This window comes from Paenibacillus sp. 1_12 (genome assembly GCF_900114475.1).
Lineage (GTDB): Bacteria > Bacillota > Bacilli > Paenibacillales > NBRC-103111 > Paenibacillus_S.
Genome location: NZ_FOTE01000001.1, coordinates 88,170 through 115,156, shown reverse-complemented (window position 1 = coordinate 115,156; position 26,987 = coordinate 88,170). Strand labels below are relative to the sequence as shown.

Below are 26,987 nucleotides of genomic sequence, written 5' to 3'. Positions count from 1 at the left end.
AGGAAATTAATTGAGTAGTGACCCATTACCGATACTTTGGAATTTAAGTTTAGTTTTGCTTTTGGTATTCTTAAACGGCTTTTTTGTGGCAGCAGAGTTTGCTTTGGTCAAGGTTCGTCATAGCCGCATTGATGTGCTGGTTAAGGAAGGTAACCGCAATGCCAAGTTTGCTCAAATCATCATGAGAAACCTTAACGGATACTTATCAGCCTGCCAATTAGGAATTACGCTTGCTTCCTTAGGGCTTGGCTGGATTGGTGAACCAGCAATAGCTAAACTGCTCCAACCGGTGTTGCAGCCGCTGCAAATCCCTGAAACGATCCAGCATACGATTTCGTTTGTTATTGCATTTACGATCATCACATCCTTTCATATTACCCTTGGGGAACAGTTTCCCAAAACCTACGCGATTCGCATGCCAGAGAAAATTACGATGATGGCTGCAGGACCAATGATCCTGTTCTACAAAATCATGTATCCATTTATTTGGTTTCTGAATGGTACGTCCAACTGGTTGCTGCGCAAATCTGGAATAGAGCCTACAGATGAGCATGAATCCGCACATACGGAACAAGAAATTCGCGGCTTGATGAAGGAAAGCAATAAAAGCGGACTCATTGATAATGCTGAATTAACATTAATGGACAATATTTTTGAGTTTTCGGAAACGAATGCTCGTGAAATTATGATTCCCCGTACCGAGATGATTTGTTTGTACGCGAATCTATCGTACGAGGAAAATCGACAAATTGCTGTTACTGAAATGCATACCCGTTATCCGGTTTGTGATCCTGACAAAGATAACGTTATCGGTTTTGTTCATATCAAGGATTTGTTGAAGTCAGACCGCGGAATCGGTAATATCAAAAAAATTATTCGTCCGATTACCAAAGTTCCTGAATCGATGCAAATCAGTGCGCTTCTGAAACTGATGCAAAAAAGAAAAACGCAAATGGCGCTGCTTATTGATGAGTATGGCGGCACATCAGGATTAGTTACTTTCGAGGATATTATTGAGGAAATTGTCGGCGAAGTTCAGGATGAGTTCGATGAAGAACGGCCTCAGATTGAAAAACGTGATGATTCAACACATTCTATCGATGGGCGTATGTTGATTGAAGAGGTAAACAGCTATTTTGGCGTTGAAATCGAATCCGATGACTATGACACCATTGGCGGTTGGATTTATGCTCAGGTAGAAATGCCTCCGAAAAGAAGCCAACGGATTGATTACAATAATGAATACGAATTTGTAATTGATGAAACCGATCATTTACGGATCGCACGAATTTTGGTTATTAAACGCAGTGAGCATGATGAACAAGAGGTTACGTTACCCATGAGCATGTAAATACGTTAAAAAGCGGATATCCGAATGCAGCTTGTACTCTTATCAGAGTAACTGCACCGAATAGTCCGCTTTTTTGTGTTCATTCTGAAAATTTTTGTTCAAAAGTATAGACTGTTTAAGAAATGACCGTATCGATAATAGCACCGCCAAGACAAAGCTCGCCATCATAAAATACGACGGATTGGCCCGGTGTGACCGCTTTTTGCGGCTTGTCAAAAGTGACCTCGCAGGTACGTGCCTTTTCGTTAAAAGTGACGCTAACTCCTTGGTCGGGCTGCCGATAACGGAACTTGGCTGTACATCGGAATTCTTGCTGCGGCAGCGTTCCGCTAATCCAATTCAGATCTGTGGCTTTCAAGCCTAATGAATACAGACTGGGATGCTGCTCCCCCTGCACGACATATAACACATTAGTTTCGAGATTTTTACCGGATACAAACCAGGGCTCACCGCTGCCGGAGCCGCCACCGATACCAAGGCCCTGACGCTGCCCTAAAGTGTAATACATCAATCCGTCATGGCGACCCTTCACTTCGCCTTCCAACGTCTGCATATCGCCAGGCTTGGCCGGCAAGTATCCACTCAGAAACTCCTTAAAGTCCCGTTCCCCAATGAAACATACACCTGTACTGTCTTTCTTTTTTGCAGTAGCAAGACCTGCGCGCTCTGCTATGGCTCTAACTTCAGGCTTCGGTAAATGTCCGATCGGGAACATCGCCTTAGACAATTGGTATTGATTGAGTGCATTTAAAAAGTACGTTTGATCTTTGTTGCTGTCGACCCCGCGCCGTAAACGATAAATGCCATCCTGCTGATCTACTTGTGCGTAGTGCCCAGTTGCAATAAAGTCTGCTCCCAGCTCAAGCGCTTTGTTCAAGAACTCACCGAATTTAATTTCACGATTGCACATGACATCGGGATTCGGTGTTCTACCCTTACGATATTCATCCAGAAAGTACTGAAATACTTTATCCATGTATTGTTTCTCAAAATTTACCGTATAATAGGGAATGCCGATTTGATCGCATACTCTGCGGACATCCTCAGAATCTTCTTCAGCGGTGCAGTGGCCCCACTCATCGGTATCATCCCAGTTTTTCATAAAAACACCGATAACCTCGTATCCTTGCTCTTTTAAAAGAAGAGCTGATACTGAGGAATCGACACCGCCCGACATCCCGAGAACGACTCGTGTTTGCTTATTCATAATGGATATTCTCTCCTTGCTGCTTTACGTTTATCTTGTATTATACATAGGTTGACCCGAATAATAAATATTTCATGAATATGACACGGTTTTTCTCCCAATATACACGGATTTATGATACCATATATACGATACCATAATGTATTGAAATGTAAATGAGGTGCTCGACTTGAAAATTTCTACCAAAGGCCGATATGGTTTAACAATTATGATGGAACTGGCGTCCAGGTACGGAGAAGGACCCACCTCATTAAAAAGTATTGCCGAGAAGCATCAGCTTTCTGAACACTACCTAGAGCAATTGGTTGCTCCTTTGCGAAATGCAGGATTAGTCAAAAGTATTCGAGGAGCCTATGGCGGCTACATTTTGTCCAAGCTGGCAGAAGACATTTCTGCAGGCGATGTGATTCGGGTGCTGGAAGGACCCATTAGCCCTGTTGATTTTACCGAAGAGGATGATCCAGCCAAACGCGATTTGTGGGTACGTATTCGGGATAGCATCGCAACCGTGCTTGATTCCACCACATTGAAGGATTTAATCAGCTTCAAAGGTGAAGGGGTCAGCGATAGCTACATGTTCTATATTTAATTCAGATGAAGATAATGGAGTTATCATGACGATCTATTTGGACCATGCGGCAACAACACCGGTTCATCCCGATGTTATCCAAACCATGCTGCCGATTTACACACATTCCTATGGAAATGCCTCCAGCACGCATAGCGCAGGTAGAGAAGCACGTTCTGTTGTTCAACGAGCAAGAGATTTAATGGCTTCTTTACTTGGCTGTGCTGCTACACAGCTTGTTTTTACAAGTGGAGGTACAGAAAGCAATAACATGGCTATACTAGGTGCTGCCGCTGCGCGCTCCTCTTTGGGCAAGCATATCATAACGGTTCAGACGGAACACCATGCTGTGCTGCATACGTGCCAGCATCTGGAAAAGCTGGGTTATGAGATTACTTATTTGGATGTTGACAATAACGGACGGATCGATTTGAAACAGCTTGAAGAGGTGATTCGACCCGAAACCATCCTAATCAGTGTGATGTATGGCAATAACGAAGTAGGGACGATTCAACCGATTGTGAAGATTGGGGAGCTGGCCAGAAGTAAAGGGATCTGGTTCCATGTTGATGCTGTTCAGGCACTGGGAGTTATTGAGCTTAGTCTGAGTAGCCTTCCAATTGACTTAATGAGTTTCTCTGCGCACAAAATTCAGGGACCCAAAGGAATCGGAGCCCTTTATATAGCTAAACATATTCAGCTGGAGCCGATTTTGCATGGCGGCAGTCAAGAAAGAAAGCGGCGTGCAGGCACCGAGAATGTACCCGGAATTGCAGGATTTTCGAAAGCATTACAAATTTTTATCGAGCACAGGTATGAAATGCAACAAAAGATGGAAAAACTACGTATAGAGATGGTAACAAGGTTGCAAAAGCAATTGGGATCTGAACAAGTAGTAATTAATGGACATCCTACAGACTATTTGCCGCATATTCTTAATATAAGCTTTCCTGGCATATCATCCGAAACGATGCTGATGAGCCTGGATATGGAAGGAATTGCTGCAGCAAGTGGATCTGCCTGTACGTCAGGGTCACTTGAGGTATCCCATGTACTGCAAGCCATGAAATTATCTGAGCAGGTTACCGCTTCGGCCGTCCGATTCAGCTTTGGATCCGCAAGCAGTTTGCAAGATATTGTTACATGCGCTGAGAAAATTGTAACCATTGTCAATCGTATACGTAATAATTATTAGTAAGAGCGTATTTTATTGAATTCAGCTATTGCATCGGGAGGATACAGCGCTTGAAAAAAGCTCGTGATGTGATAGGATTACCGATTCTTTGTGTGCAAACAGGCAAACAAGTCGGTACAGTCAAGGATCTATTGCTGGATGAAGCCTGGCAGATTGAGCTCATACTTCTTGAGAACAGGCATTGGTTTTCTACAGCAAGCTGTGTAGCTTGGAAAGACGTAATTGCATTAGGAGAAGATGCTATTACGATTCACAACGAAGAGGCTGTAGTCCAACTGGATGATCAGGATCAACTATACATCTCGCTGCTGAACGGGGATCATAAGGTGAAGGGTATGCCTGTTGTAACCGTGAATGGTCAGCATTTGGGTATTGTGGACGATGTTTATTTGGACCCTGAGTTGGGTAAAAAAGTAATAGGATATGAATTGACCGAAGGTTTTATTTCCGATCTGAAAGAGGGCCGCAAATGGCTGCCCTTACCGGATACTGTAACAATGGGTGAGGATGCAATTATTGTCCCCGTTCACTGTAATGAATGGTTGACTGAAATAGTCAAATCTAATGAAGAATAGGGTGATACCAAATGTTACGTTGTCCGAATTGTAATTCGAAGGATATTGGCAAAATAGGCTCGCATCAGTTTTATTGCTGGGGCTGCTTTATTGAACTCAGTGTGAACGGAGAAAAGATGTCTGTATATCAAGTTGAAGAAGATGGTACATTAAGCTCTCTGGACGATCTGTTTTTTGAAGAGGAAATGCCGCATATTCATGCAAACTGATAAATGGATAGATCTAATGTACGTAGAATCGTATTCGCCCTAATCGCTTGAATCACACAGCGGCTGGAAGCGAATACGATTTTTTGTGTTATCCTGGGGGATTAAGAAGCAGGGTTGTACATATACTTATAAAGGTTGTTCAGAAGCTTAGCAGTGTTGAATAGCAGGCTTTTTGAACACGTAATTATCAAAGATACGAGGCCTTTGAAATAAAAAGATGGATTGCTTGGACTAGCGGGTAATCGGACAAGGAACTAAGGCGGGTGAGAACGCGTGAATCATTTTTACAAAAGCAGAGCATTTTCAATCATGGTGTATATGCTGCTAGGTCTGCTGATCCTGCTTGTTTTATTGAAAATAAAACCCATTTGGCTTGGCATTTATCATTTTCTGCTTGAGATACTGGCTCCTTTTATGATCGCTATGATTATATCGTATGTATTGAATCCTGTCGTTTCTCTGCTCAACGCTCGAAAAGTTCCAAGAACGGTGGCAGTCCTGCTGATTTACGCGGTTTTTATTGTTTCTACAACGGTCATTCTGATGAATTTGATACCGATGTTTATTAACCAGTTGAATGAGTTTAATGAACACATTCCCCAGCTTGAAATGAAAGCTCAAGGCGTTGTCGATACGATGAATAGCCTGCAATTTGTACCTGATACGATTCGTACGGGTATTGATAAGTCTCTGGTCAAGATGGAAAACGGTATTTCGCTAGCTATCTCGAAGTACATTGACGGCATCGGTAATACAATCAATATGATTTTCATTGCTTTTATCGTTCCTTTTTTGGCATTTTACATGCTAAAGGACTTTCAGTTAATTGAAAAAACGGTGCTGGCTACAGTGCCCAAGGCGAAGCGCAAGCAGGTATTCAAGCTTCTAGTGGATATCGATACGGCTTTGGGTAATTATATTCGCGGACAGTTTTTGGTATGTATCATTATTGGAGTTCTGGCGTATCTGGGTTACTGGCTGGTTGGAATGCCGTATGCGCTGCTTCTGGCCTGTCTGGTTGCAGTGTTTAATATTATCCCTTATTTGGGGCCTTTTTTTGGGGCGGCTCCGGCTATAATTATGGCCTCAACCATTTCCTTGAAGATGGTGCTCATGGTCGCTGTGGTGAATACAGTTTGTCAAATTCTTGAAGGTAACGTAATCTCCCCTCAGGTAGTGGGACGCTCTTTGAAAATGCATCCTTTGCTGATTATTTTTGCACTGCTTGCAGGAGGGGAACTTGCGGGTGTGATCGGATTGATCCTGGCGGTTCCGCTGTTTGCTGTCATCAAGGTGATTGTTCAGCACGTTTTTCAATATTATGTGCATCGGAAAACTACTTAAAGAGGATAACTGGCGTAGACGCGTCCTGGACGCATTCGGTTGACATTCCTTTTAGGAAGCGTATATAATCGTATACAAGTATATAACTGAAAGCGTTGATGAAATCAAGTAAACCATAGTCCATTATCCAGAGAATAGGTTATGGCCCACTGCTGCTTGCATGAGGCTAGCTGAGAGAACCTTACTAATGAAGGATGGTTGAAAGCTCATTTCGGAGTGCGGACCAAATCCGCCGGATGGACTCGTTACAAGTCTTGTTCAAGGAGATTGTTCAGCAGATTTACGTCTTAATTGACAGCTGTGCAGTAACCAGGGTGGTACCGCGATCAATTCGTCCCTGTCAGCAGGGGCGTTTTTCTGTTTAAAAGGGGTTTTGGGGCGTGGAGTCCAGGTTTAGTTGAGCGGAGCGGCAAAGTTCAAATGCAGGGAATTTTGCAAATGCTATAGTACCCTACGTGCGCAAGGGATGTGCCTTCGGCCTCTCTTGAACATGGATGATCTTGATTAGACGAAGCGGTAATCATCCATGTTCAAAGGCGGTACGTAAACTCTGCGGCACAATCCCTTGCTCCCTCCGGGACCCATTTGCAAAAATTCCTATCCTGCGGAAGAACTTTACCTGCTTCGCTTGGGGCAAAACTTCTACTCCATCCCCAATAGGGGATGGAGTAGTGAACCCCACGCTGCGCGAAGCTTCCCGCACTTATCATTACAAACACAAAAGCACCTCATCGAGCGAGTCCCGCAGGGACGATGCGGCTCCAGACCCACAACAGCAGCACCGAGCAGGCATCCGCACTTGCACAAGCACGACAGTCGAGCGTGTCCCGCAGGGACGAAAGCGGCTCCAGATCCACAACAGCAGCACTGAGCAGGCATCCGTACTTGCACAAGCACGACAGTCGAGCGTGTCCCGCAGGGACGAAAGCGGCCCGAGAACAAAGCAGTCCGCACCGCTCCCAAGGGAGTCCAGAGGGCAGAGCCCTTTGGAGCCCTCCCTATAGGGAGGGTTTGGGAGGGTAAAAAACTTAGGAGGTATCTATATGAAAGCCAGTGAAATCCGTTCCAAATGGCTCGCATTTTTTGAAAGTAAAGGACATCGCATTGAGCCAAGCGCTCCGCTAGTTCCACACAATGATCCGTCCTTGCTATGGATCAACGCAGGCATGGCGCCGCTTAAGGCTTATTTTGACGGACGTATTGTTCCTGAAAATCCACGAATTGCCAATTCGCAAAAATGTATTCGTACCAATGATATTGAAAATGTCGGAAAAACACGCCGGCATCATACGTTTTTTGAAATGCTGGGTAACTTCTCTATCGGTGATTATTTCAAAGAAGAGGTCATTACCTGGGCATGGGAATTTTTGACGAGTCCAGAATGGATCGGTTTTGATCCTGAGCGCTTGTCGGTGACGGTATATCCTGAGGATACCGAAGCTTTTGAATTTTGGAACAAAAAAATCGGTCTGCCCGAAGAACGGATCTATAAGCTTGAGGAAAACTTTTGGGACATTGGTGAAGGCCCTTGCGGACCATGTACAGAAATTTTTTATGATCGTGGCGATGCATATGGTGATTTGAGTGATCCGGAATGTTGGCCTGGCGGGGAAAATGAACGTTTTCTGGAAGTTTGGAATCTGGTGTTTTCCCAATTCAACCATAACAAAGATGGCAGCTACACACCGCTTCCTAATAAAAATATTGATACAGGCGCAGGCTTGGAGCGTTTGGCCTCCATTCTGCAAAATGTGGACTCCAATTTTGATACAGATTTGTTCATGCCGATCATTGAGCAAACCGCTAAGCTTGCCGGTGTGAAGTATCATGAAAATGCGGAAACCGATGTAGCCTTGAAGGTAATTGCCGATCATATCCGTACGGTTGCTTTTTCGGTAGGTGACGGCGTACTTCCTTCTAATGAAGGCCGCGGCTATGTTATTCGTCGTTTACTGCGTCGTGCTGTGCGATATGGTAAAGTGATCGGTTTGGATAAACCGTTCTTGCACACGCTGACACCGCTTGTTGGTGAAATTATGGGCATGTACTATCCAGAGGTTGTGGATAAGCGTGAATTCATCGAGAAGGTGATTCGTACCGAAGAGGAGCGTTTCCATGAAACATTGTCCGATGGTTTGGCTATACTGGCTGAACTAACGGAAAAAGCCAGCTCCGAAGGCAAAACACAGATCAGCGGCGCAGATGCATTCAAGCTGTATGACACCTATGGCTTCCCTTTTGATTTAACAGAGGATTTTGCTTCTGAAAAAGGCTTGACGGTAGACCGTGAAGGGTTTGACAGCTCCATGCAGGAGCAGCGCAATCGTGCCAGAGCAGCTCGCCAGGATTCGGACAGCATGAAGGTACAAGGTGGTCCACTTGCTGAGTTGACGGTTAAAAGTGAGTTTGTTGGTTATACTGAATTGGTAACTACTGCTAAAGTACTAGCTGTGGTGCATGAGAATCAGTTTGTCGATTTGGTCGGACTGGGCGAGACTTGTCAGGTGGTGCTGGACGTTACTCCTTTCTATGCTGAGAGCGGTGGACAGGTAAGCGATCACGGCTATCTGGCTTCAGGAGATGTTCGTCTGAAGGTTGTGGATGTCAGCAAAGCGCCGCATGGTCAACATGTTCATAGTGTGATTGTGGAGTCTGGTGTGCTACGTAAGGGTGATACCGTGCAGGCATCCGTCAGCGAAGAAATGCGTGAAGATATTATTAAAAATCATACGGCCACACATTTGCTGCATAAAGCCTTGAAAGAGGTATTGGGTGAGCACGTGAATCAAGCTGGTTCGTCGGTTGCTCCAGAGAGATTGCGTTTTGACTTTTCGCATTTTGGCAGCATTACGGCTGAGGAACTGCAGGATGTCGAAAAACGAGTTAATCAGCAAATCTGGAAAAGCACACAGGTGTCGATTACGTTAAAACCAATTGCTGACGCCAAAGCAATGGGAGCAATGGCTCTGTTTGGTGAAAAATATGGCGATGTCGTCCGTGTTGTGCAAGTGGGAAGCTACAGCCTGGAGTTGTGCGGCGGCTGCCACGTTGCGAATACAAGTCAAATCGGGCTGTTCAAAATTGTCAGCGAATCGGGTATCGGTTCCGGAGTTCGACGCATCGAAGCCGTAACTGGCCGTAATGCTTATATGTATATAGATCAACAGCTGCAATTGCTGCGTGATTCGTCAGGGCTGCTAAAATCCAACATTCAAGAGGTTCCAAAGCGCATCGAGGGCCTGTTTGTTCAAATGAAGGAATTGGCTAGAGAGAACGAATCTCTGAAGTCAAAGCTCGGTAAAATTGAGGCCGGTTCTTTAACAGATCAACTGAAGACAATTTCAGGAGTGCCCGTGCTCGCGGCGCAGGTCAATGCAGGGGATATGGATTCGCTGCGGAGTATCGTTGATCAAATGAAGGCTAAGCTGGGTTCAGCCATCATTGTGCTGGGTGCGATTGCCGATGATAAAGTTAATCTGGTCGCAGCTGTAACACCGGACCTTGTAGCTCAAGGTTTTCATGCCGGAAAGGTGATCAAGGAAACAGCTGCGATTGTCGGAGGTAGCGGTGGAGGCCGTCCTGATATGGCGCAAGCGGGTGGTAAGGATGCTTCCCAATTGTCGGCAGCACTGAACCAGGTAGGACAATTTGTAGAAAATCAAGCAATGATGAAAAAATAAATTTGCACTGTCAAGAGGAATTTTTCGACAAATAGCGAATATCTAAGAAGGTAACGTGTTTTGTTAGTTACTATTCATCATTTTTGTTTCTAGGGGGTGTAGGGATGAGCTCGATGGATAAAACGATGAAGTTCAATGTAAAAGCGGAAGAAATCGAAACATCACCCAAGGAAGTTATACTGGCGGTATATGACGCGCTGCAGGAAAAAGGCTATAATCCGATCAATCAAATTGTAGGCTACCTCTTATCCGGCGACCCGGCTTATATTCCACGCCATAATAACGCTAGGAGCATCATTCGCAAACGAGAACGTGACGAGTTGATTGAAGAGCTGGTCAGATCGTATTTGCAGCAGCATAAATCATAAGATGCAGGGTTGGAAATCAGGATATAACACGATTACCGTTGGGAGTTTAGTATAAGATGGAACGTTTAATGGGTTTGGATTACGGAGACAAAACGATCGGTATCGCCCTTAGCGACGAACTGGGCTGGACAGCTCAAGGTCTTGAGGTCATTCGGAGAACAAGCTCAGAGAAGGATATGACAAGGCTTCGTGAACTGATTGCTCAGTACAACGTTCACGGGCTTGTCGTAGGCTTGCCCAAGAACATGAACAATACCATAGGTCCTCGTGCAGAGCTGTGTATGGCATTTGCCGAGTCCTTGCGAGAGATTTTCGGACTGCCCGTTCATTTATGGGATGAGCGGCTGACTACAGCTTCTGCACAGCGTGTGCTGATTGATGCTGACGTCAGCCGCAAAAAAAGAAAGCAAGTCATCGATAAGATGGCAGCTGCGCTCATTTTGCAAAATTATATGGATTCCAATACGAAGAGGTGATTGGTGTGACTAAAGAAGAACAACTTCAAGAAGAAGAACCGGAAATTATTTATATCCCGGATGATGAAGGTAATGAAGAAGAATTTGAAGTCATTATGAAGTTCGAGGTTGACGGTTCCGACAAAAAGTATATGATGGTTGTACCGGTCGACGCGGATGAGGAATCCGATGAGGTGTATGCTTTCCGTTATGAAGAAGACGGAGACGACCTGCAGTTGTTTACGATCGATAATGAAGAAGAGTGGAACATAGTTGAAGAAACGTTCAATACATTGATGGATGAGGATGTCGAAGAGGAAGAAGAAGACTCCAATTAATTGAACCAACAGCAGGAGGCGTTCTTTTTGTTCACATTAAAAGATGTAAAATTAACAAGTCAGTTGCGCAGCACCTACGGAGATGATATTATTTTGTATGATGATAATGAACAATCCGTTGTTTATAAGCTGCTCACTGAATTTCAGTTGGGTGATCAAGGCTATGCGGTAGTGAAGCAGGATCAGCCTGTTGTTGGAGAGCCTGAGGTTTTTCGTGTTACAATAGGACTTGACGGAGAGCTTGAGCTGGAAACCATAGATGATGATGACGAATGGGAGAACGTTACCGAGCTGTATGATGAGATGACGTTTTCTGATGATAGTACGTTGTAAACAGCATGTTGCTTTCAATGCTTTCAAACGGAGTGAGCGGAGACAATCCGCTCTTTTTCGTTGTTTATGCGGACTTGGTCGAAAGGAGTATAAGTGGCACCATTTAGGAGAATAAAAACCGTTATTGTTACATTAATCGTGATCCTATTAGTATTAGCTATAGCCACAGCAGCAGGCTTTGTTTGGTATGTGAAGCAAGCTTTGCAGCCTGTTCCAGAATCTTCCGAACCCAAAAATATCTCGATCCCACCCGGAATGAGTCCGCTTTCCATTGCTCAGGAACTGGAACGACAAGGTTTGATTCGCAGTGCAAGAGCTTTTACTTATTATTTGAAATATGTTCAGCAGGGAAGCAAATTTCAGGCAGGCGAATATGAACTGCTGCCCGGCATGACCAACGATGCAATTATCGATACGTTTAATAAAGGATTAATTGTTAAAGAGCAGGGGATCAAGCTTACAATTCCTGAGGGCTACACAGTTAAACAAATCGCAGATAAGGTTCATCAGCAATTTGGTATCGATCCCGCAATATTCATGCAAAAGGAACAGCAGGACAATGGCTTCACTGCCCAAGTATTCAATAAAGTGACGAACCATGACAAGCTGCGAAGCAGGCTGGAAGGCTATTTATTTCCTGAGACTTATGAATGGAGCAAAGATATTAAAGTTGAGGATATGCTCAATAATATGATGCTCGAGCTCGATAGAAAGCTTGAGCAGCTTCCGGATAATTGGCAGCAAAAGCTGGCGGATCGTGGCCAAAGCTTTCATGAGATGCTGACGATCGCTTCGTTGATTGAGCGTGAGGCTGTACTGGACGAAGAACGTCCCCTAGTGAGCGGCGTCATTCATAATCGGTTGCGTAAAAATATGGAACTGCAGATTGATGCGACTGTCCAATATTTATTTGATAAGCCGAAGGATCGATTATTTGAAAAGGACTTGCAAATGGATAGTCCCTATAATACGTATTTGCATAAGGGCTTACCGCCCGGTCCCATTGCGAGCCCGAGTCTTTCATCCATTAAAGCAGCGTTATACCCCGCAGATAATAGTTACCTATATTACGTCACGAAAAAGGATGGCACTAAAGCGCACTACTTTGGTGAAACGTTTGATCAGCATCAAAAAAATATTGCAGTCAGTAAGAAAAATGAAAGTATGCTTAAAAAGTAATTTTTTTATTGAAGGGTGAGAATACAATGGAAAAACCAGAGCTGTACATTTCTGCCGGAACCGCAGAAGAAGCGCGGCGTTATGTTGAGGCCGGAGCTGATGCGGTATCCGTCGGTGAGCACCGTTTTGGTATGCGGCTGTCGGGAGAGGTCATGCTCGACGAATTGAGCGATTTAATTCCATGGTGCCATGAACGCGGGGCCAGAGTATATGTAATGGTTAACAAAATTATCGATAATGAGCTGCTTCCACAGCTACCCGACTATTTGGCGCGTGTACAGCAGCTGCAGGCCGATGCGGTAGTATTTGGCGATCCAGCCGTACTCATAGCCGTTCGCCAAGCTGCACAAGGCTTGTCGCTGCATTGGAATGCCGAAATGACCTCGACAAATTATGAAACAGCCAACTATTGGGGTTCTAAGGGATCAAAGCGGGTCGTGTTGGCCCGTGAACTGAATCTGGACGAAACCCTTGAAATAAAAAGCAAGCTGCCTAACATGGAAGTACAAGTACAGGTGCATGGAATAACAAATATTTACCACTCTAAACGCAGTTTGGTGACCAATTATGAGAATCATCAAGGAGACTCACAAGGTACTTCCAAGGGCCTTGAGGATGGATTGTTTCTTATTGAGCAGGAGCGTAAGGATGAGCGCTACCCTTTGTATGAAGATGAGAATGGAACGCATATTATGAGCTCTGATGATATCTGTATGCTTGAAAACCTGCATGAGCTGCTTGAAGGAAAAATCGATAGCCTGAAGATTGAAGGCTTGTTAAAATCACCTGAATACAACGAAGCTGTAGTCAGAGGCTATCGTCAAGTCATAGATGCGTTCTGCTCTGACCCGGAAAGTTATGTATTTGATGAGCAATGGCTGGATGCAATTCGTGAGCTGCAGGACCCAAGACGTGAGCTAACGTATGGATTTTTTTATAAAGAACAAGTGTATTAAGCTAACGAACAGAACAGTTAAGAAATGGAGTGATCGTGATGACGATGATACAGCAGCAGCTTCTTGGCAAGCGAGTTCGCTTGGATAAACCAGAGCTTTTGGCACCAGCCGGTAATCTGGAAAAGCTGAAATTTGCCGTGCATTATGGAGCCGACGCGGTCTATATTGGGGGCCAGCAGTATGGACTGCGTTCCAATGCAGACAATTTTTCATTCGATGAAATGCGCGAGGGTGTGGAATTTGCTGCTCGTTATGGTGCGAAGGTGTTCGTTGCTACGAATATTTATGCCCATAATGAGGATATCGATGGGTTGGAGGCTTATTTGCGAGGTATTCAGGATGCCGGTGTAGCTGCGATTATTGTCGCGGACCCGGTTATTATTGAAACCTGTAAACGGGTCGCACCCAAGCTTGAAATTCATTTGAGCACGCAGCAGTCCACGATGAACTGGCAAGCCGTGCAATTTTGGAAGGAAGAGGGCGTAGACCGTGTCGTGCTTGCACGTGAGGCGAGCATGAAGGAGATCGAAGACATCAAAAAGAACGTTCATGTCGAGATTGAGGTCTTTGTTCATGGTGCGATGTGCAGCTCCTATTCAGGGCGTTGTGTGTTATCCAACCATTTTACCGACCGTGATTCTAATCGTGGCGGCTGTTCGCAGTCCTGTAGGTGGAAATATGATTTGTTTACAACGGAGCAGGATCAGCAGATCGGGATTAAGGAGCTTCCTTTGTTTCAAGCTGATGACGATGCTTTTTCGATGAGCTCCAAGGATTTGTCGATGATTGAGCATGTGCCTGAGCTTGTACGATCTGGTGTAGATAGCTTTAAAATCGAAGGTCGCATGAAAAGCGTTCACTATGTGGCAACCGTCGTGAATGCGTATCGGCAAGCGATTGATGCGTATTTTGCCGATCCTGAGCATTACGAGATGAAGCCTGAATGGCTTTATGAAATCCAGAAGGCAGCCAATCGACCGTTGAATACCGGGTTTTTCTATGAGCACCCTGATCATGAAGACCATATCTTTGAGCCCGAGGATAAAGCAGCGCCTTATGATTTTGTGGGTGTAGTGACTGCCTATGACGCGGAGAGTGGTATAGCTACTATTCAGCAGCGTAATCATTTTAAGCCTGGTCAGGAGATCGAATTTTTTGGACCTAGAGGCACCTTTTTTAAACAAAACGTTCCTGCCATTTATGATGAATCGGGCCAAGAGCTCGATGCAGCGAGGCACCCTCTCCAAGCCATTCGGATGAAGCTGGATCAGCCCGTCCAACCTATGGATATGATGCGTAAAAGAATGCGAAAAGCATAGAAAGAGATCTGATTAAAAAGTCTCAATTTTGAGGCTTTTTTGTTTAGGTACAATGTACCCATGGACATATATGGAAGAAAATATTATGATTCTTTAGGTTAATTTGAACTATTTTAATTCTATTTGAAGCGATTGAAGGTTAATATTGAGTACATAATATGTCATTAGCACTTCATCACTTTTGGACAGAAGAAACTATACCAGATTAGGGTGGTGTTCTAATGAAAGGGAAATTGTCTGCAGTTAGCGAATGGACGGCGAAAATTGGGAATGTATTCAAGAATGTGGGGTCAAATAAATCCAACAAAGAAGCTTCGAGTTCACAGAACAATAGAAATACGAAGAGCATTCTCCACTTGGATAATCCCGCTAAATCAGTCGGTATGAAGTTGTTTTTAATTTTTCTTGTGAGCATTCTCTTTTTTGTATTGACAGTAGGGTTTACATCCTACAACTTTTCCAAAGATATTATTCAAAAGAAGGTAGCAGATGCCTCTGAACAAACGATTATTCAAGCCGGTCAAAAGCTGGATATTGTATATACCGTCTATGAGGATCTGTCGATGCAAATTTTGCTGGATGTAGAGATGAAGAAACTGCTAGCTGAAGTGGAAACTGTCAATCCAGGAAGCTATGACTATGTGAGGATACGCCAAGCAATCGGCGAAAAACTCAACATATACACATTCTCTAACAAAACCATTAAAGCTTTGCATTTATTCCATTCTACAGGTGGCACGATTGCGACAACGGATGGTTCTCCAACCAAAGATACTATGATCAAGGAAGATGTGTTAAAAAAAATAAAGGGAGATAATGGTCGAATCTCCTGGATCGAAACCAGAACATCAGGCTTTTTGGAAAATTCTGCGGGTGGTAGCAATGCGGCCGCCTTCGGACTGGGACGTGTATTGAAAAATACTGCCGCCACCAAAGAAGCAATTCTGCTTATGGAAATTAACGTGGATATTGTCGGAAAAGAGTTGGCTGATATTCAAATGGGTGAGGGCGGTCAGACAATTATTATTACGCCCGGCCTGCAAACGGCTTATTCCACAGATAAATCGGTTATCGGCAAGCCGACAAGCTTGGACATCACTCTGGATGCTCTGGAGGATGATCAGCATAGCGCGATGAATAGTAAAAAGGATTTACAGCTCGTGTATTATAAATCCGCTAAAACGGGTTGGTATCTGATTGGCGCAATGCCGATTGATGAGCTTGTAAAGGATGCTAAGGTGATTGCAAATATTACCTGGATTATGGCTGTTATAGCCGCCTTGATTGCGGTAGGGATCGGGATTATGGTAGCAAGAATGATAGGGCGCCCTGTGATTATGCTTCGTAACCTGATGAAAGAGGGCGAGCAGGGTAATCTGACCGTTCGCATGAATGTACAATCACAGGATGAGATCGGCCAATTAGGTCATAGCTTCAACCAGATGATGGAGAAAATAACAGTACTTGTAAAGCAAACGAATCAATCTGCTCAAGAAGTTCTAGAAACTGCAACAGAACTGTCGGATGCCTCCAAGAAAACAGCTACTTCTGCTAAAGAAATCGCGATTGCTACAGAAGAAATTGCTGGTGGAGCATCGAGCTTGGCGGTTGAATCGGAACGTGGGAATGAACTGACGCATAGTATCGGAATGCAAATGAAAGCTGTTGTCAATTCCAATATTGTAATGGGAACAGCAGCCTCAGATGTTCAGAAATCTAGTAAGCAGGGTATTCAATATATGTCCGAGCTGATTCTGAAAACGAATGCTACCGAAGAAATGACACGGAATATGGTTGAGAAAGTGGATAATTTGAAGGAAAGCACACGTTCTATCCGCAAAATTCTTGAGGTGCTGAACAATGTCTCCAAGCAAACAAATATTTTGTCCCTTAACGCGACAATCGAAGCAGCCCGTGCGGGTGCTGCGGGTAAAGGCTTCATGGTCGTGGCTGATGAGATTCGCAAGCTTGCTGATCAATCCCGTCAGTCGATCGCAATCGTAGGAGAAATAACCGAAACGATTCAAAAGGAAATAGATGAAACGGTAAAAGTTTTATCCAATGCTTATCCTATTTTCCAGGAGCAAATCTTGTCGGTTAAAGAAGCGGATCTGATCTTTAAAGAAGTGCAGAATCATATGGGCGGATTTATTGGACAGTTATCCGAAGTAACCGAATCAATCAGTCAGCTTGATGCATCACAATTGATTCTAAACGATGCGATGACCAATGTTAGTGCAGTAGCAGAGGAATCCTCAGCGACCTCGCAGGAAGTAGCATCACTTAGCTCCGAGCAATTGAACATTAGCTCCGGTTTGGTTCGCTTATCGGATAAGCTGGAGCAGTTGTCCGACTCGCTGCAGCAATCTCTTTCCAAATTTGATGTATAGAATAATGAAGCTGAAGCAGTTGTCGAACTTATGGACAAGACTGCAAAAAGCATTAAAATTGACAAAAAGCCTCTAGCTTGAGGCTTTTTTTTGCATCAATGCAATGATTCATATCAAGGATGCTGCGAGGTATTTTCATTGTCTAGGGTCATAATACCCATGGACATATTTGGAAAAAAGGAATATGATCCAAATGATCAAAAAAATGCGAAAAACGACAAAAAACTATAAAATGAAGCATTTGAACTAATTTATTGTAAATGAAAGCGATTAATAAAAAGGAAATAGGAAAAAGATGTCGAATATCATTTCTAATGTTATTATGTCATCACTATCGTGCAGAAGAAACTATATCAGATTAGGGTGGTGGTTCCTTTGAAAGGAATACTGTCTGTGTTGAAAGAATGGACAGCAAAAATTAGTAATTTTTCAAAAAATCCTGCTTCAAAAAATGAATCCGACAAAGGAGCTTCGAGTTCACAGCGTATGAAAAATTCGATGAGTAATCTTCGTTTGGAAAATCCAATTAAATCAGTCGGCATGAAACTATTTTTGATTTTTCTCGTCAGCATTCTCTTTTTTGTATTGACTGTAGGATTTACGTCTTACAACATTTCCAAAGGTGTGATTCAGAAAAAGGTAGCCGATGCCTCTGAACAGACGATTATTCAAGCAGGTCAAAAGCTGGATATTATGTACACGGTCTATGAGGATTTGTCGATGCAAATTTTGTTGGATGATGAGATGAAGAAGCTTCTTGTTGAATTGGAAGTCGTCGCTAAAGGAAGCTATGACTATTTGCAATTACGCCAAAAAATCAGTGACAAACTAAATGTGTATACATACTCGAATAAAACCCTTAAAGCTTTGCATTTATTCCGTCCTTCAGGCGAACCGATCGCCGCTTCGGGAGGCTCTACGAGCAAAGAAACATTGGTGAATGAAGAGTGGTTCAAAAAAATTACGGAAGACAATGGTCGTGCCACTTGGATCCCGACAAGAACCTCCGGCTTTGTAGATACCTCCGCGGGCAGCAATACAGCGTCCTTCGCGCTTGGACGTGTATTGAAAAATACATCTACCAACAGCACACAAGCCGTTCTGCTTATGGAAATCAACGTGGATGCTGTCGGAAAGGAATTAGCCGATATTCAAATGGGTGAAGGTGGACAGACTGTCATTATTACCCCTGATATGAAAATGGCTTATGCCCCAGATAAAGCTGCTATTGGTAAACCCACCACTTTGGACATCTCTCAGGATATTTTGAAGGATGATGCGCGCAGTGCGATGAATAGCAAAAAAGATTTGCAACTGGTCTATTATAAATCCGTCAAAACGGGTTGGTACTTACTGGGCGCGATGCCAATTGCCGAGCTTGTTAAGGATGCAAAAGCTATTTCCAATATAACGTGGATTATGGCTATCGTAGCAGCATTGATTGCGGTCGGTATTGGTATTATTGTAGCCAATATGATAGGAAAACCTGTGATTCTGCTTCGTAACCTGATGAAAGAGGGCGAGCAGGGCAATCTGACCGTTCGTATGAATGTTCAATCACAGGATGAGATCGGCCAATTAGGTCATAGCTTCAATCAGATGATGGAGAAAATTACAGTACTTGTACAGCAAACGAATCAATCCGCTCAAGAAGTTCTAGAAACTGCAACGGAACTGTCGGATGCCTCCAAGAAAACAGCTACTTCTGCTAAAGAAATCGCGATAGCTACAGAAGAAATTGCTGGTGGAGCATCGAGCTTGGCGGTTGAATCGGAACGTGGGAATGAACTGACGCATAGTATCGGAATGCAAATGAAAGCCGTTGTCAATTCCAATATTGTAATGGGTACAGCAGCCTCAGATGTTCAGAAATCTAGTGAGCAGGGTATTCAATATATGTCCGAGCTGATTCTGAAAACGAATGCTACTGAAGAAATGACACGGAATATGGTTGAGAAAGTGGATAATTTGAAGGAAAGCACACGATCCATTCGCAAAATTCTTGAAGTGTTGAGCAATGTATCGAAGCAAACCAATATCTTGTCCCTTAACGCGACAATTGAAGCTGCTCGTGCGGGTGCAGCGGGTAAAGGGTTCATGGTCGTTGCTGATGAGATTCGCAAACTTGCTGATCAATCCCGTCAATCGATCGCTATCGTTGGACAAATAACCGAGACGATTCAAAAAGAAATTGATGAAACCGTTAAAGCTTTATCCAATGCGTACCCTATTTTCCAGGAACAGATTTTGTCGGTTAAAGAAGCGGATCTGATTTTTAAAGAAGTGCAAAATCATATGGGTGGATTTATTGGACAGTTATCTGAGGTAACTGAATCAATCAGCCAACTGGATGCATCACAACTGGTTCTTAATGATGCGATGACTAACGTAAGTGCAGTAGCAGAGGAATCCTCAGCGACCTCCCAGGAAGTAGCATCACTTAGCTCCGAGCAATTGAATATTAGCTCTGGTTTGGTTCGTTTGTCAGACAAGCTGGAGCAGTTGTCCAACTCACTGCAAGAATCCCTTTCCAAATTTGATGTATAATAACGTATCAAACATATACAACCCTCCAAATCCACTTCATGTGGGTATGGAGGGTTGTTTTATGTTTAAGGATAGGTCTTCTTACCTTATGAAGCAATGAGCGTGGACAGTCGTTAAATCGTATAGACAGTCCTGTAATAATCACATGTTTCCTGTAATCCTTGTCGCAAAGTATATGCTGGTGCCCATCCCAGATGTTGTTTGGCTGCTGTGTTATCCAAACGACTGTGAAGAATATCGCCAGCGCGTGGTGGTTCGTATTTGGGTGAATAGGGAGTATTGCATAGCTCGCACATCAGCTGAAGAAGCTCAACAACAGTCGTTTGAACATTCCAGCTAATGTTGTAAATGCCCCTGCTTCCATGTGTCAGGGCAGCCATATTGGCTCTAACGATATCTTTAACGTAGATGAAATCCCTCGTTTGATCACCATCACCAAAGATCAACGGCTGCTGTTTCTGCAGCAGCTTGTCCACGAATATGGAGACGACACCGCCCTCGCCTTTGGGATCCTGACGAATTCCATACACATTTGCATAACGTAGAATCGTATAATCCAATCCGAATAAAGATGAGAAAGCTTCAATATAATGCTCAGGTGTGTGCTTTGAGATCCCATAAAACGAAAGTGGCTTTAAGGGGTGACGTTCATCGACACCCAAATATTCCGGTGTTCCATATACAGCTGCGGAAGAAGCATAGATTAGCTTCCTCACTCCATGATTACGGCACTGCTCTAGTATTGCGATGGTTCCCAAAATATTAATCTTGGCATCAAGGAGAGGCTGCTTTAGAGAGGTCTGGACATCGATTTGGGCGGCATGATGAATAACGATTTCTGGTTGTATGGCGGCAAATACCTTGGATAGCTGATCGTCCAATAAATCGACTTGATAGAATGATGCCTTGGGGTTAATATTGCTTGATTTGCCTGTAGAGAGGTTATCAAGAATATGCACGTGGTGTCCGTTCTCAATCAACTGATCTACAATATGGGAAGCGATGAAGCCTGCGCCTCCAGTTACAAGAACTTTCATGAGTAAACCTCCAAGTATAAATTGGCAATTCTGAATAAAAGCTACTTTAGCAGAGGTACTGTCCATGATGCGTTGTCGATCCAGGTGCGGTTGCTGAATTCTCTTCCTTTGATAACGACTTGATGTGGATATACTTGAATATACATACCTTGAGCGAGTGAGGACGTTTGCCCTGTCAATGTACTCCGGGTACGACCTACAGATGCATTGTTAAACCAATGGAAGGGTGTCTTCCAGTTGTAGTGATCTTCGCTTTCAAAACTTCTGTGTGTATGCCCGGATATGACGAATACATTTTTATAGGGCTTCAAAATATCGGTAAATTCGTTCGCGCGAATCAATTGGTGGGTTCGTCCATCGGTTCCCAGAGGCGGCAGCGGCTGATGAATAAATACAAGTGATGGCTTACCGTCCTTATGGGACTTCATAATGTCACGAAGCCAATTAAGCTGCTCGTCCGAGTACCATGCTCCTTCGCCTACCTCGGGTCTTTCTTCGACATAAGCTTCCTGAGAGACCATGATCAAATGAACCCCATTTACCCATGCGTCGATATAAGGTTTATCCCCATAAGCCCCATAAGCTAAAAAGTTCATGAACCGTGATCGAGACATCGCGTCTGTCTTGCCGTTTGGTACAGTTTCTGTAGAAAATTGACCTTTGGCAGTAAGCCAAACATCGTAATAATCATGATTGCCCATGTTGCCATAGATCTGTGGAAGCTCGTATTGATTCAAAATCTTTTTCAATAACATGTAATCACTTAATCGTCCGAAATCGGTTAAATCCCCCCCAAGCACGATAGCATCGAGCTTTGTTTCCCAATTTGTAATGTCTTGAAGTGCCAAATGCAGTTTGTCTGACATGGATGATTCATTGATCGTGATGTGTAAGTCGCTAAGCACGAATAATGAAATCAAAGGTTCATTGGATACGGCTTCAATGAAGTCAGAGGTTGAATCTGCTGCTGTTTCTGCATGAACGGTAAATCGACGAACAAAAGGCAGGGAGCTTGCAGCTCCAGCAGATAATAATCCTAAGGAAAGTAAGCTTTTTTTGATAAAATTTCTGCGAGTTATCAATCGTATCACCCAATCGGTACAGGGCCTGCATGAATTCTGGTCTGGCAGGTCACCCTAAAGTTTGTTTAATAATGGATATTCTCTTCTATTATAGCTATACGTTAGGATGATCTCAATCTAAATAGAAATCAATTAAAAATTAAACTTTCAAACAATGGTGATAAAGGGATGATAATTGACAATATAGTAAGCGAGAACATGATGAATACGCTCTATTGGACTCTTTCAGGCTTATAACGGTATTAAATGTAATTTTTAAGGAACTGCCCTGTCTTTACGTTAAGAGCCCCGTGATTGTATCATACATTCATGTGCGTATGTATCAGGTTATAGTGACCTATTTAGGGAGAAGAGGAATTCAATCACATGGTAAGTAGAGTAAAACGTCTTTTTATTGGAAGACCTATGAAATCAGCAGAGCTGGGTGAAGAAAAGCTAAGTAAATTAAAGGCTTTAGCTGTATTATCATCGGATGCTCTATCATCGGTTGCTTACGGAACCGAGCAAATTTTACTCGTTCTCATGACAGTGGGAGCGGCTGCTTTATGGTACTCGATTCCCATATCTGTAGCGGTGTTGGGACTGCTTACGATTCTAATCCTATCTTACAGGCAGACCATTTTCAATTATCCTGCTGGTGGAGGAGCTTATATTGTAGCCAAAGATAATCTGGGTCTGTCAACAGGCTTGATGGCAGGCGGCTCTCTGCTTGTTGACTACATTCTAACCGTTGCCGTTAGTTCATCCGCGGGTACGGACGCCATTACTTCAGCATTCCCAAGTCTTCATGACCATCGTGTACTGATTGCTTTAATTATGATTACATTTTTGACTGTATTGAACCTGCGCGGCATTTCAGAGTCTGCCTCTGTATTGGCGCTGCCGGTTTATTTGTTTGTATGCTCCATTTTTGTTTTGATTGTTTGTGGAATTTATAATTATATAACGGGTGGGGTCAGTACCCCACAGCCGGTATCTGGAATGACGATGTCGGGTGTCGGCTTGTTCCTGCTGTTAAAGGCTTTCAGCTCAGGCTGCTCGGCGTTAACGGGGGTAGAAGCGGTTTCCAATGCAATCCCTAACTTCAAACAGCCTGCTGAGAAAAATGCGGCAGCAACGCTTATGATGATGGGTGCCATTCTAGGAAGCATGTTCATCGGAATCAGCCTGCTTGCTTATTGGTACGGGATTCAGCCTATCGCAAAGGAAACCGTTATTTCACAAATAGCGGCATCTACCTTTGGCCGGGGAACGATTTATTACATCATTCAAGGTGTTACTGCCTTAATCTTGTTTCTAGCTGCGAATACTGCCTACTCTGCCTTTCCCCTGCTGGCATTTATGCTAGCCAAGGATAAGTTTATGCCCCATATGTTTATGGTTCGTGGTGATCGCCTCGGATTTTCCAATGGCATTATTATATTGGGTGTGCTATCCGCGCTGCTCGTTATTGTATTCCATGGAGATACGGAAAATTTGATTCCGCTGTATGCGGTCGGTGTGTTCATTCCGTTTACTTTATCGCAGCTAGGGATGATGATCAAATGGATCAAGCTTAAGCCGCGCGGCTGGGTCTTGAAGCTGGTCATTAATTCAATCGGGATGCTCACCACACTGGCCATTACGCTTATTTTTATAATAACGAAATTCAGTCAGGTATGGATGGTCTTCATCTTTTTGCCAGTCGTTATATTCATTTTCTACAGCATTCATAAGCATTACTTGAATACGGCAGATGAACTGCGGATTCAAATTGATATCGATAAGCCTGTTATCAAGGGAAGCACAATCGTGATTCCTGTCGCAGGTATTACCCGTGTAGTGCTTAATACAATTAGCTATGCCAAATCACTAACAGACAACGTGGTGGCGGTATATGTAGGCTTTGATGACGAGGACATTCAGAAGATGGAGGCGAAGTGGGAGGAGTGGAACCCGGGTGTGCGTCTGATTATATTAAGGTCACGTTACCGGAGTGTGATGAAGCCGCTGATCCGGTTTATCGAGACCGTCGAGTGGAAAACCGCAGACACTGATCATATCACGGTATTGATCCCACAGTTCATCACCAAGTATTGGTGGCAAAATATATTGCATAATCAAACGAGTTTATTGATCCGTGCGTATTTATTTCAACAAAAGGACATCGTTATCGCCACGGTCCCCTTTCATTTGCACCGTTAGGTCAACAATTGTCTTTTCTTAAATCAAAGAATCAGGTAACATGGAATTAAATGGCTTACTAACGTGTTGATGGGGGATATTTACGAATGAATCAAATACACAAGCGGCGTTCTTTTATGAGAGAACTGTTGATCTGGGTTGTGCTGCTTATAGTTGCTCCACTGGTTGCCGTATCCTTTCTTTTTTATCAGCATGAAATATCCGGAATGAATAAGATCGAGCAAGAGAAATCGATTCTCACCAATCGTACGGCTCAAAAGCTGGTTGAACGCCTAGGAGACACCATTCTGGGAATTACGGTTACGAACGGGTATTGGGAGGATAACCGACAAGCAGTACTGAATCATGACTTGGTGTGGATTCAGGACAATGTAGGTGTTGTCCCCGATGTGGTACCTAATATTGATTTTGTAGCGGAAACGGATTTACAAGGCAATGTCCTCGTGCAATCCGGGGATGTAGAGGAGCTTAAAACGAAGGTTTTGTTTCCTTTTATTCTGGCTAAGTTTCAAAAAGAATCGAAGTTTTCCGGAATCTTGAATACGTCAAAGGGGCTTGCCATTGTTGCGGTTTCCCCCGTTACGAGTAATAAGGGAGAAGCGGACCCGGTTGGCATTGTTATATTTGGCAGACTGCTCTCCGATGAAATTATAGTTGGCTTAAAGGATACGCTGCAAGCTGATATTTCCTTACTTGTCAGCTCTGGACAGTTCTTTACTTCAACAAAAGAGATAACTGCTGAGCAGCTTCAGATTTATATGAATGGGATGAAAACAGGTGGCGGGGAGCATTTCAATTTAGAGCGCCGCGGCGAGCTATTGGTCGCACAATCAGCAGCGCCGTTTCTGGATATGGAAGGAAAAACGATCGGAGCGCTGTATGCGGAGCTGCCCACACGCTCGACTACAGAGGCTGCTGACCGACTTCGTATCCTGGGGCTTTGTTCGCTTGGCGGTATGCTGCTGCTGTTGGGCCTCGTTATTCTAATGGTTAGGCAGCGAATTATATTGCCATTACGCCACTTCACGTTAACTCTGGAGGAGGTGGCAGCAGGGCGTACGGTTAAAGAGCTGCCTAAGCATGTCCAGCATGCGGAAGCACAAATTGTCGGAGCCATTGATAAGATTATGCAGTGGAATCAAGTGCTGGAGCGGACCGTCGCAGAGCGAACCGGCTCTATTCGTTCCTTATTGGATAATGCGAGACAAGGCTTTATGTCGATTGGACCTGACCTGCGGGTGAAGGAAGAATACAGTGTGGAGTGTACCCGTATTTTCAAACAGGATATTGCTGGGTTACAGCTTGGGGCACTGTTCTATGCGGCCGATGTGGAGGAAGCGACGCTGCTGGAATCGATTCTTGCTGAATTTTACAGTGAGCAGGATGAATGGAAGAGAGAATTGATTTTTTCCCTGCTGCCTGACGAGGTACTCATACAGGGAATGGTTGTCCAGGTCGAGTTCAAATATTTGTCTGATGTTGAGTCCGCCGCAGGACAAACCGCTGTGGGCGGAGCTATCATGGTGATGCTTACGGATATTACGGAAACCCGTAGATTGGAAGAGCAAATGAATCGTGAGCGCAAAAGACTGCAAATGGTCGTTCATGTCATCACTCATTCTGAGGATTACGCGCAAATTACGAGAAGCTTCGAAACCTTTTGCAATACGGAGCTTGTTGAGCTATCCGGTGGAAATGAATCGGTTGAGAATAAATTGCTTGAGATCTATAAATCGATTCATACCTTCAAAGGAAGTTTTGCCTTGCTGCAATTTATGCATATCGTCCCGAAGCTACATGAGCTGGAATCAGAGCTGATGGAGCTGCTCGGGCGAGAGGTAAAACCGACTTGGAGGGAGCTGGAGCTGTGGCTACGTTCATTGCGCTTAAATGAATGGCTTGAAGAGGACAGCTTGGTTTTGAAGGAAGCTCTTGGTGATGCGACGTCGGAGATGGGAATCGAATATGAGGTGAAATTGACAAAAGAACAATGGCAGCATTTGGAGCGTGAGTTAATAATGAGGCTGACTTTGGCAGAGGACAGGCTATGGCTTGCAGGTCTCAGGAAGTGGCGCTTCAAGCCGTTAAAGGCGCTGATACAGCACTATCCGGCTTATTTGTCGGAGTTGGCCGAGCGTAACGGACTCCTTTTACATCCCATTGAGCTAAACGGTGCCGACATCCCTGTTGATCCGGATCGTTTAAATGGACTGACGCAGTCTCTTATTCATATCGTAAGGAATATTGTGATTCACGGTATTGAGTCACCGGAGGAACGGGTGGAGCAAGGCAAGGATGAATATGCAACAGTCAGCTTCTCCATTGAACAAGAACAGAACGAGCTGACTTTGACCATATCTGATAATGGTCGTGGCATTGATTTGGAAGCGGTGAAATCGAGAGCAGAGTCCAGTGGCCTGCTGCCTACTCATAATGATACAACGCCGTTGTCGAACGAGCATATTGCCAATTTGATATTCAAAGATCAGCTATCGACGACAAAACATACAACGGAATGGTCGGGCAGAGGAATTGGCCTGGCGGCAGTGAAAGCTGAAGCAGAGAAGCTTGGTGGCACGGTTCGGGTATCCACTTCAAAAGGAAGAGGAACTGCTTTTATCGTGAAGCTGCCTTACGAAGATATTAGTGCTGTGGAAAGGGTCGGTTAAC

General features: G+C 44.1%; 22 protein-coding genes. 19 read left to right on the top strand and 3 right to left on the bottom strand.

Translation table 11 applies throughout. From position 1 onward, the window contains the following. The first annotated feature begins 10 nt into the window (after positions 1–10). On the top strand, positions 11–1,351 hold the full coding sequence (locus BM210_RS00450) for a hemolysin family protein (RefSeq protein WP_091163498.1): 1,341 nt from the start codon (positions 11–13) through the stop codon (positions 1,349–1,351). A gap of 115 nt (positions 1,352–1,466) precedes the next feature. On the opposite strand, the gene mnmA is transcribed toward BM210_RS00450, so the two are convergent. Further along, positions 1,467–2,558 (bottom strand): tRNA 2-thiouridine(34) synthase MnmA, encoded by a 1,092-nt coding sequence (gene mnmA / locus BM210_RS00445; RefSeq protein ID WP_091163496.1) that lies wholly within the window; start codon positions 2,556–2,558, stop codon positions 1,467–1,469. Positions 2,559–2,727: 169 nt separating this feature from the next. Here mnmA and cymR point away from each other — a divergent pair, with 169 nt between their 5' ends. The 16 genes from cymR (at position 2,728) to BM210_RS00370 (ending at position 20,014) form a co-directional block, all read left to right on the top strand. Beyond that, on the top strand, positions 2,728–3,147 hold the full coding sequence (gene cymR / locus BM210_RS00440) for a cysteine metabolism transcriptional regulator CymR (protein WP_076231676.1): 420 nt from the start codon (positions 2,728–2,730) through the stop codon (positions 3,145–3,147). Positions 3,148–3,172: 25 nt separating this feature from the next. Next, the gene (locus BM210_RS00435; RefSeq protein ID WP_371263395.1) at positions 3,173–4,321 is read left to right on the top strand and encodes a cysteine desulfurase family protein; all 1,149 of its coding nucleotides are present in this window, start codon (positions 3,173–3,175) and stop codon (positions 4,319–4,321) included. 50 nt (positions 4,322–4,371) lie between these two features. Further along, on the top strand, positions 4,372–4,896 hold the full coding sequence (locus BM210_RS00430; protein WP_091163495.1) for a PRC-barrel domain-containing protein: 525 nt from the start codon (positions 4,372–4,374) through the stop codon (positions 4,894–4,896). 11 nt (positions 4,897–4,907) lie between these two features. Next, entirely contained in the window at positions 4,908–5,105 is a 198-nt protein-coding gene (locus tag BM210_RS00425; RefSeq protein WP_076231682.1) for a hypothetical protein, read from the top strand. A 273-nt stretch (positions 5,106–5,378) separates the two neighbouring features. Further along, the gene (locus tag BM210_RS00420) at positions 5,379–6,449 is read left to right on the top strand and encodes an AI-2E family transporter (protein ID WP_256223180.1); all 1,071 of its coding nucleotides are present in this window, start codon (positions 5,379–5,381) and stop codon (positions 6,447–6,449) included. A gap of 671 nt (positions 6,450–7,120) precedes the next feature. Next, entirely contained in the window at positions 7,121–7,453 is a 333-nt protein-coding gene (locus BM210_RS34190) for a hypothetical protein (RefSeq protein ID WP_143100969.1), read from the top strand. A 39-nt stretch (positions 7,454–7,492) separates the two neighbouring features. Further along, the gene (alaS, locus tag BM210_RS00415) at positions 7,493–10,129 is read left to right on the top strand and encodes an alanine--tRNA ligase (protein ID WP_091163493.1); all 2,637 of its coding nucleotides are present in this window, start codon (positions 7,493–7,495) and stop codon (positions 10,127–10,129) included. A gap of 104 nt (positions 10,130–10,233) precedes the next feature. Beyond that, complete coding sequence (locus BM210_RS00410; protein WP_076231688.1) at positions 10,234–10,497, top strand: IreB family regulatory phosphoprotein; 264 nt, start codon at positions 10,234–10,236, stop codon at positions 10,495–10,497. A gap of 56 nt (positions 10,498–10,553) precedes the next feature. Continuing rightward, a complete protein-coding gene (gene ruvX, locus BM210_RS00405) occupies positions 10,554–10,973 on the top strand; it encodes a Holliday junction resolvase RuvX (protein ID WP_091163492.1) in 420 nt (139 codons plus the stop codon). A 5-nt stretch (positions 10,974–10,978) separates the two neighbouring features. After that, positions 10,979–11,290 carry a DUF1292 domain-containing protein gene (locus BM210_RS00400; RefSeq protein ID WP_091163490.1) on the top strand — a complete coding sequence of 104 codons (312 nt, stop codon included), beginning with the start codon at positions 10,979–10,981 and terminating at the stop codon, positions 11,288–11,290. A gap of 27 nt (positions 11,291–11,317) precedes the next feature. Beyond that, the gene (locus tag BM210_RS00395) at positions 11,318–11,623 is read left to right on the top strand and encodes a DUF1292 domain-containing protein (protein WP_091163489.1); all 306 of its coding nucleotides are present in this window, start codon (positions 11,318–11,320) and stop codon (positions 11,621–11,623) included. Between the two features lie 93 nt (positions 11,624–11,716). Next, a complete protein-coding gene (mltG, locus tag BM210_RS00390) occupies positions 11,717–12,802 on the top strand; it encodes an endolytic transglycosylase MltG (protein WP_256223179.1) in 1,086 nt (361 codons plus the stop codon). A gap of 26 nt (positions 12,803–12,828) precedes the next feature. After that, complete coding sequence (locus BM210_RS00385) at positions 12,829–13,758, top strand: peptidase U32 family protein (RefSeq protein WP_091163487.1); 930 nt, start codon at positions 12,829–12,831, stop codon at positions 13,756–13,758. A 38-nt stretch (positions 13,759–13,796) separates the two neighbouring features. Continuing rightward, positions 13,797–15,077, top strand: coding sequence for a peptidase U32 family protein (locus tag BM210_RS00380; RefSeq protein WP_091163486.1), 1,281 nt, complete (start codon positions 13,797–13,799; stop codon positions 15,075–15,077). A gap of 383 nt (positions 15,078–15,460) precedes the next feature. Continuing rightward, a complete protein-coding gene (locus BM210_RS00375) occupies positions 15,461–17,467 on the top strand; it encodes a methyl-accepting chemotaxis protein (RefSeq protein ID WP_371263409.1) in 2,007 nt (668 codons plus the stop codon). A gap of 375 nt (positions 17,468–17,842) precedes the next feature. Further along, entirely contained in the window at positions 17,843–20,014 is a 2,172-nt protein-coding gene (locus BM210_RS00370) for a methyl-accepting chemotaxis protein (RefSeq protein WP_256223178.1), read from the top strand. Positions 20,015–20,127: 113 nt separating this feature from the next. Here BM210_RS00370 and BM210_RS00365 read toward each other — a convergent pair whose 3' ends face one another. Then, positions 20,128–21,051 (bottom strand): NAD-dependent epimerase/dehydratase family protein, encoded by a 924-nt coding sequence (locus BM210_RS00365; RefSeq protein WP_091163483.1) that lies wholly within the window; start codon positions 21,049–21,051, stop codon positions 20,128–20,130. Between the two features lie 41 nt (positions 21,052–21,092). Further along, positions 21,093–22,133, bottom strand: coding sequence for a metallophosphoesterase family protein (locus BM210_RS00360; protein WP_091163481.1), 1,041 nt, complete (start codon positions 22,131–22,133; stop codon positions 21,093–21,095). Between the two features lie 366 nt (positions 22,134–22,499). Between BM210_RS00360 and BM210_RS00355 the strand changes: the two genes are divergently transcribed. Both BM210_RS00355 and BM210_RS00350 read left to right on the top strand, forming a co-directional pair. Next, positions 22,500–24,317: an APC family permease gene (locus BM210_RS00355; RefSeq protein ID WP_091163479.1), complete on the top strand. Its 1,818-nt coding sequence runs from the start codon at positions 22,500–22,502 to the stop codon at positions 24,315–24,317. Between the two features lie 86 nt (positions 24,318–24,403). Next, positions 24,404–26,986, top strand: a complete 2,583-nt coding sequence (locus BM210_RS00350) for an ATP-binding protein (protein WP_091163478.1) — start codon at positions 24,404–24,406, stop codon at positions 26,984–26,986. Position 26,987 lies beyond the last annotated feature (1 nt).

What these genes read in the sequence shown, in the direction of transcription:
- BM210_RS00365 (WP_091163483.1), bottom strand. Translation starts at nt 21,051, where the DNA reads ATGAAAGTTCTTGTAACTGGAGGCGCAGGCTTCATCGCTTCCCATATT.
- BM210_RS00380 (WP_091163486.1), top strand. Translation starts at nt 13,797, where the DNA reads ATGACGATGATACAGCAGCAGCTTCTTGGCAAGCGAGTTCGCTTGGAT.
- BM210_RS00355 (WP_091163479.1), top strand. Translation starts at nt 22,500, where the DNA reads ATGGTAAGTAGAGTAAAACGTCTTTTTATTGGAAGACCTATGAAATCA.
- alaS (WP_091163493.1), top strand. Translation starts at nt 7,493, where the DNA reads ATGAAAGCCAGTGAAATCCGTTCCAAATGGCTCGCATTTTTTGAAAGT.
- BM210_RS00410 (WP_076231688.1), top strand. Translation starts at nt 10,234, where the DNA reads ATGAGCTCGATGGATAAAACGATGAAGTTCAATGTAAAAGCGGAAGAA.
- BM210_RS00435 (WP_371263395.1), top strand. Translation starts at nt 3,173, where the DNA reads ATGACGATCTATTTGGACCATGCGGCAACAACACCGGTTCATCCCGAT.
- BM210_RS00385 (WP_091163487.1), top strand. Translation starts at nt 12,829, where the DNA reads ATGGAAAAACCAGAGCTGTACATTTCTGCCGGAACCGCAGAAGAAGCG.
- BM210_RS00425 (WP_076231682.1), top strand. Translation starts at nt 4,908, where the DNA reads ATGTTACGTTGTCCGAATTGTAATTCGAAGGATATTGGCAAAATAGGC.
- BM210_RS00350 (WP_091163478.1), top strand. Translation starts at nt 24,404, where the DNA reads ATGAATCAAATACACAAGCGGCGTTCTTTTATGAGAGAACTGTTGATC.
- BM210_RS00375 (WP_371263409.1), top strand. Translation starts at nt 15,461, where the DNA reads ATGAAGTTGTTTTTAATTTTTCTTGTGAGCATTCTCTTTTTTGTATTG.
- ruvX (WP_091163492.1), top strand. Translation starts at nt 10,554, where the DNA reads ATGGAACGTTTAATGGGTTTGGATTACGGAGACAAAACGATCGGTATC.
- mnmA (WP_091163496.1), bottom strand. Translation starts at nt 2,558, where the DNA reads ATGAATAAGCAAACACGAGTCGTTCTCGGGATGTCGGGCGGTGTCGAT.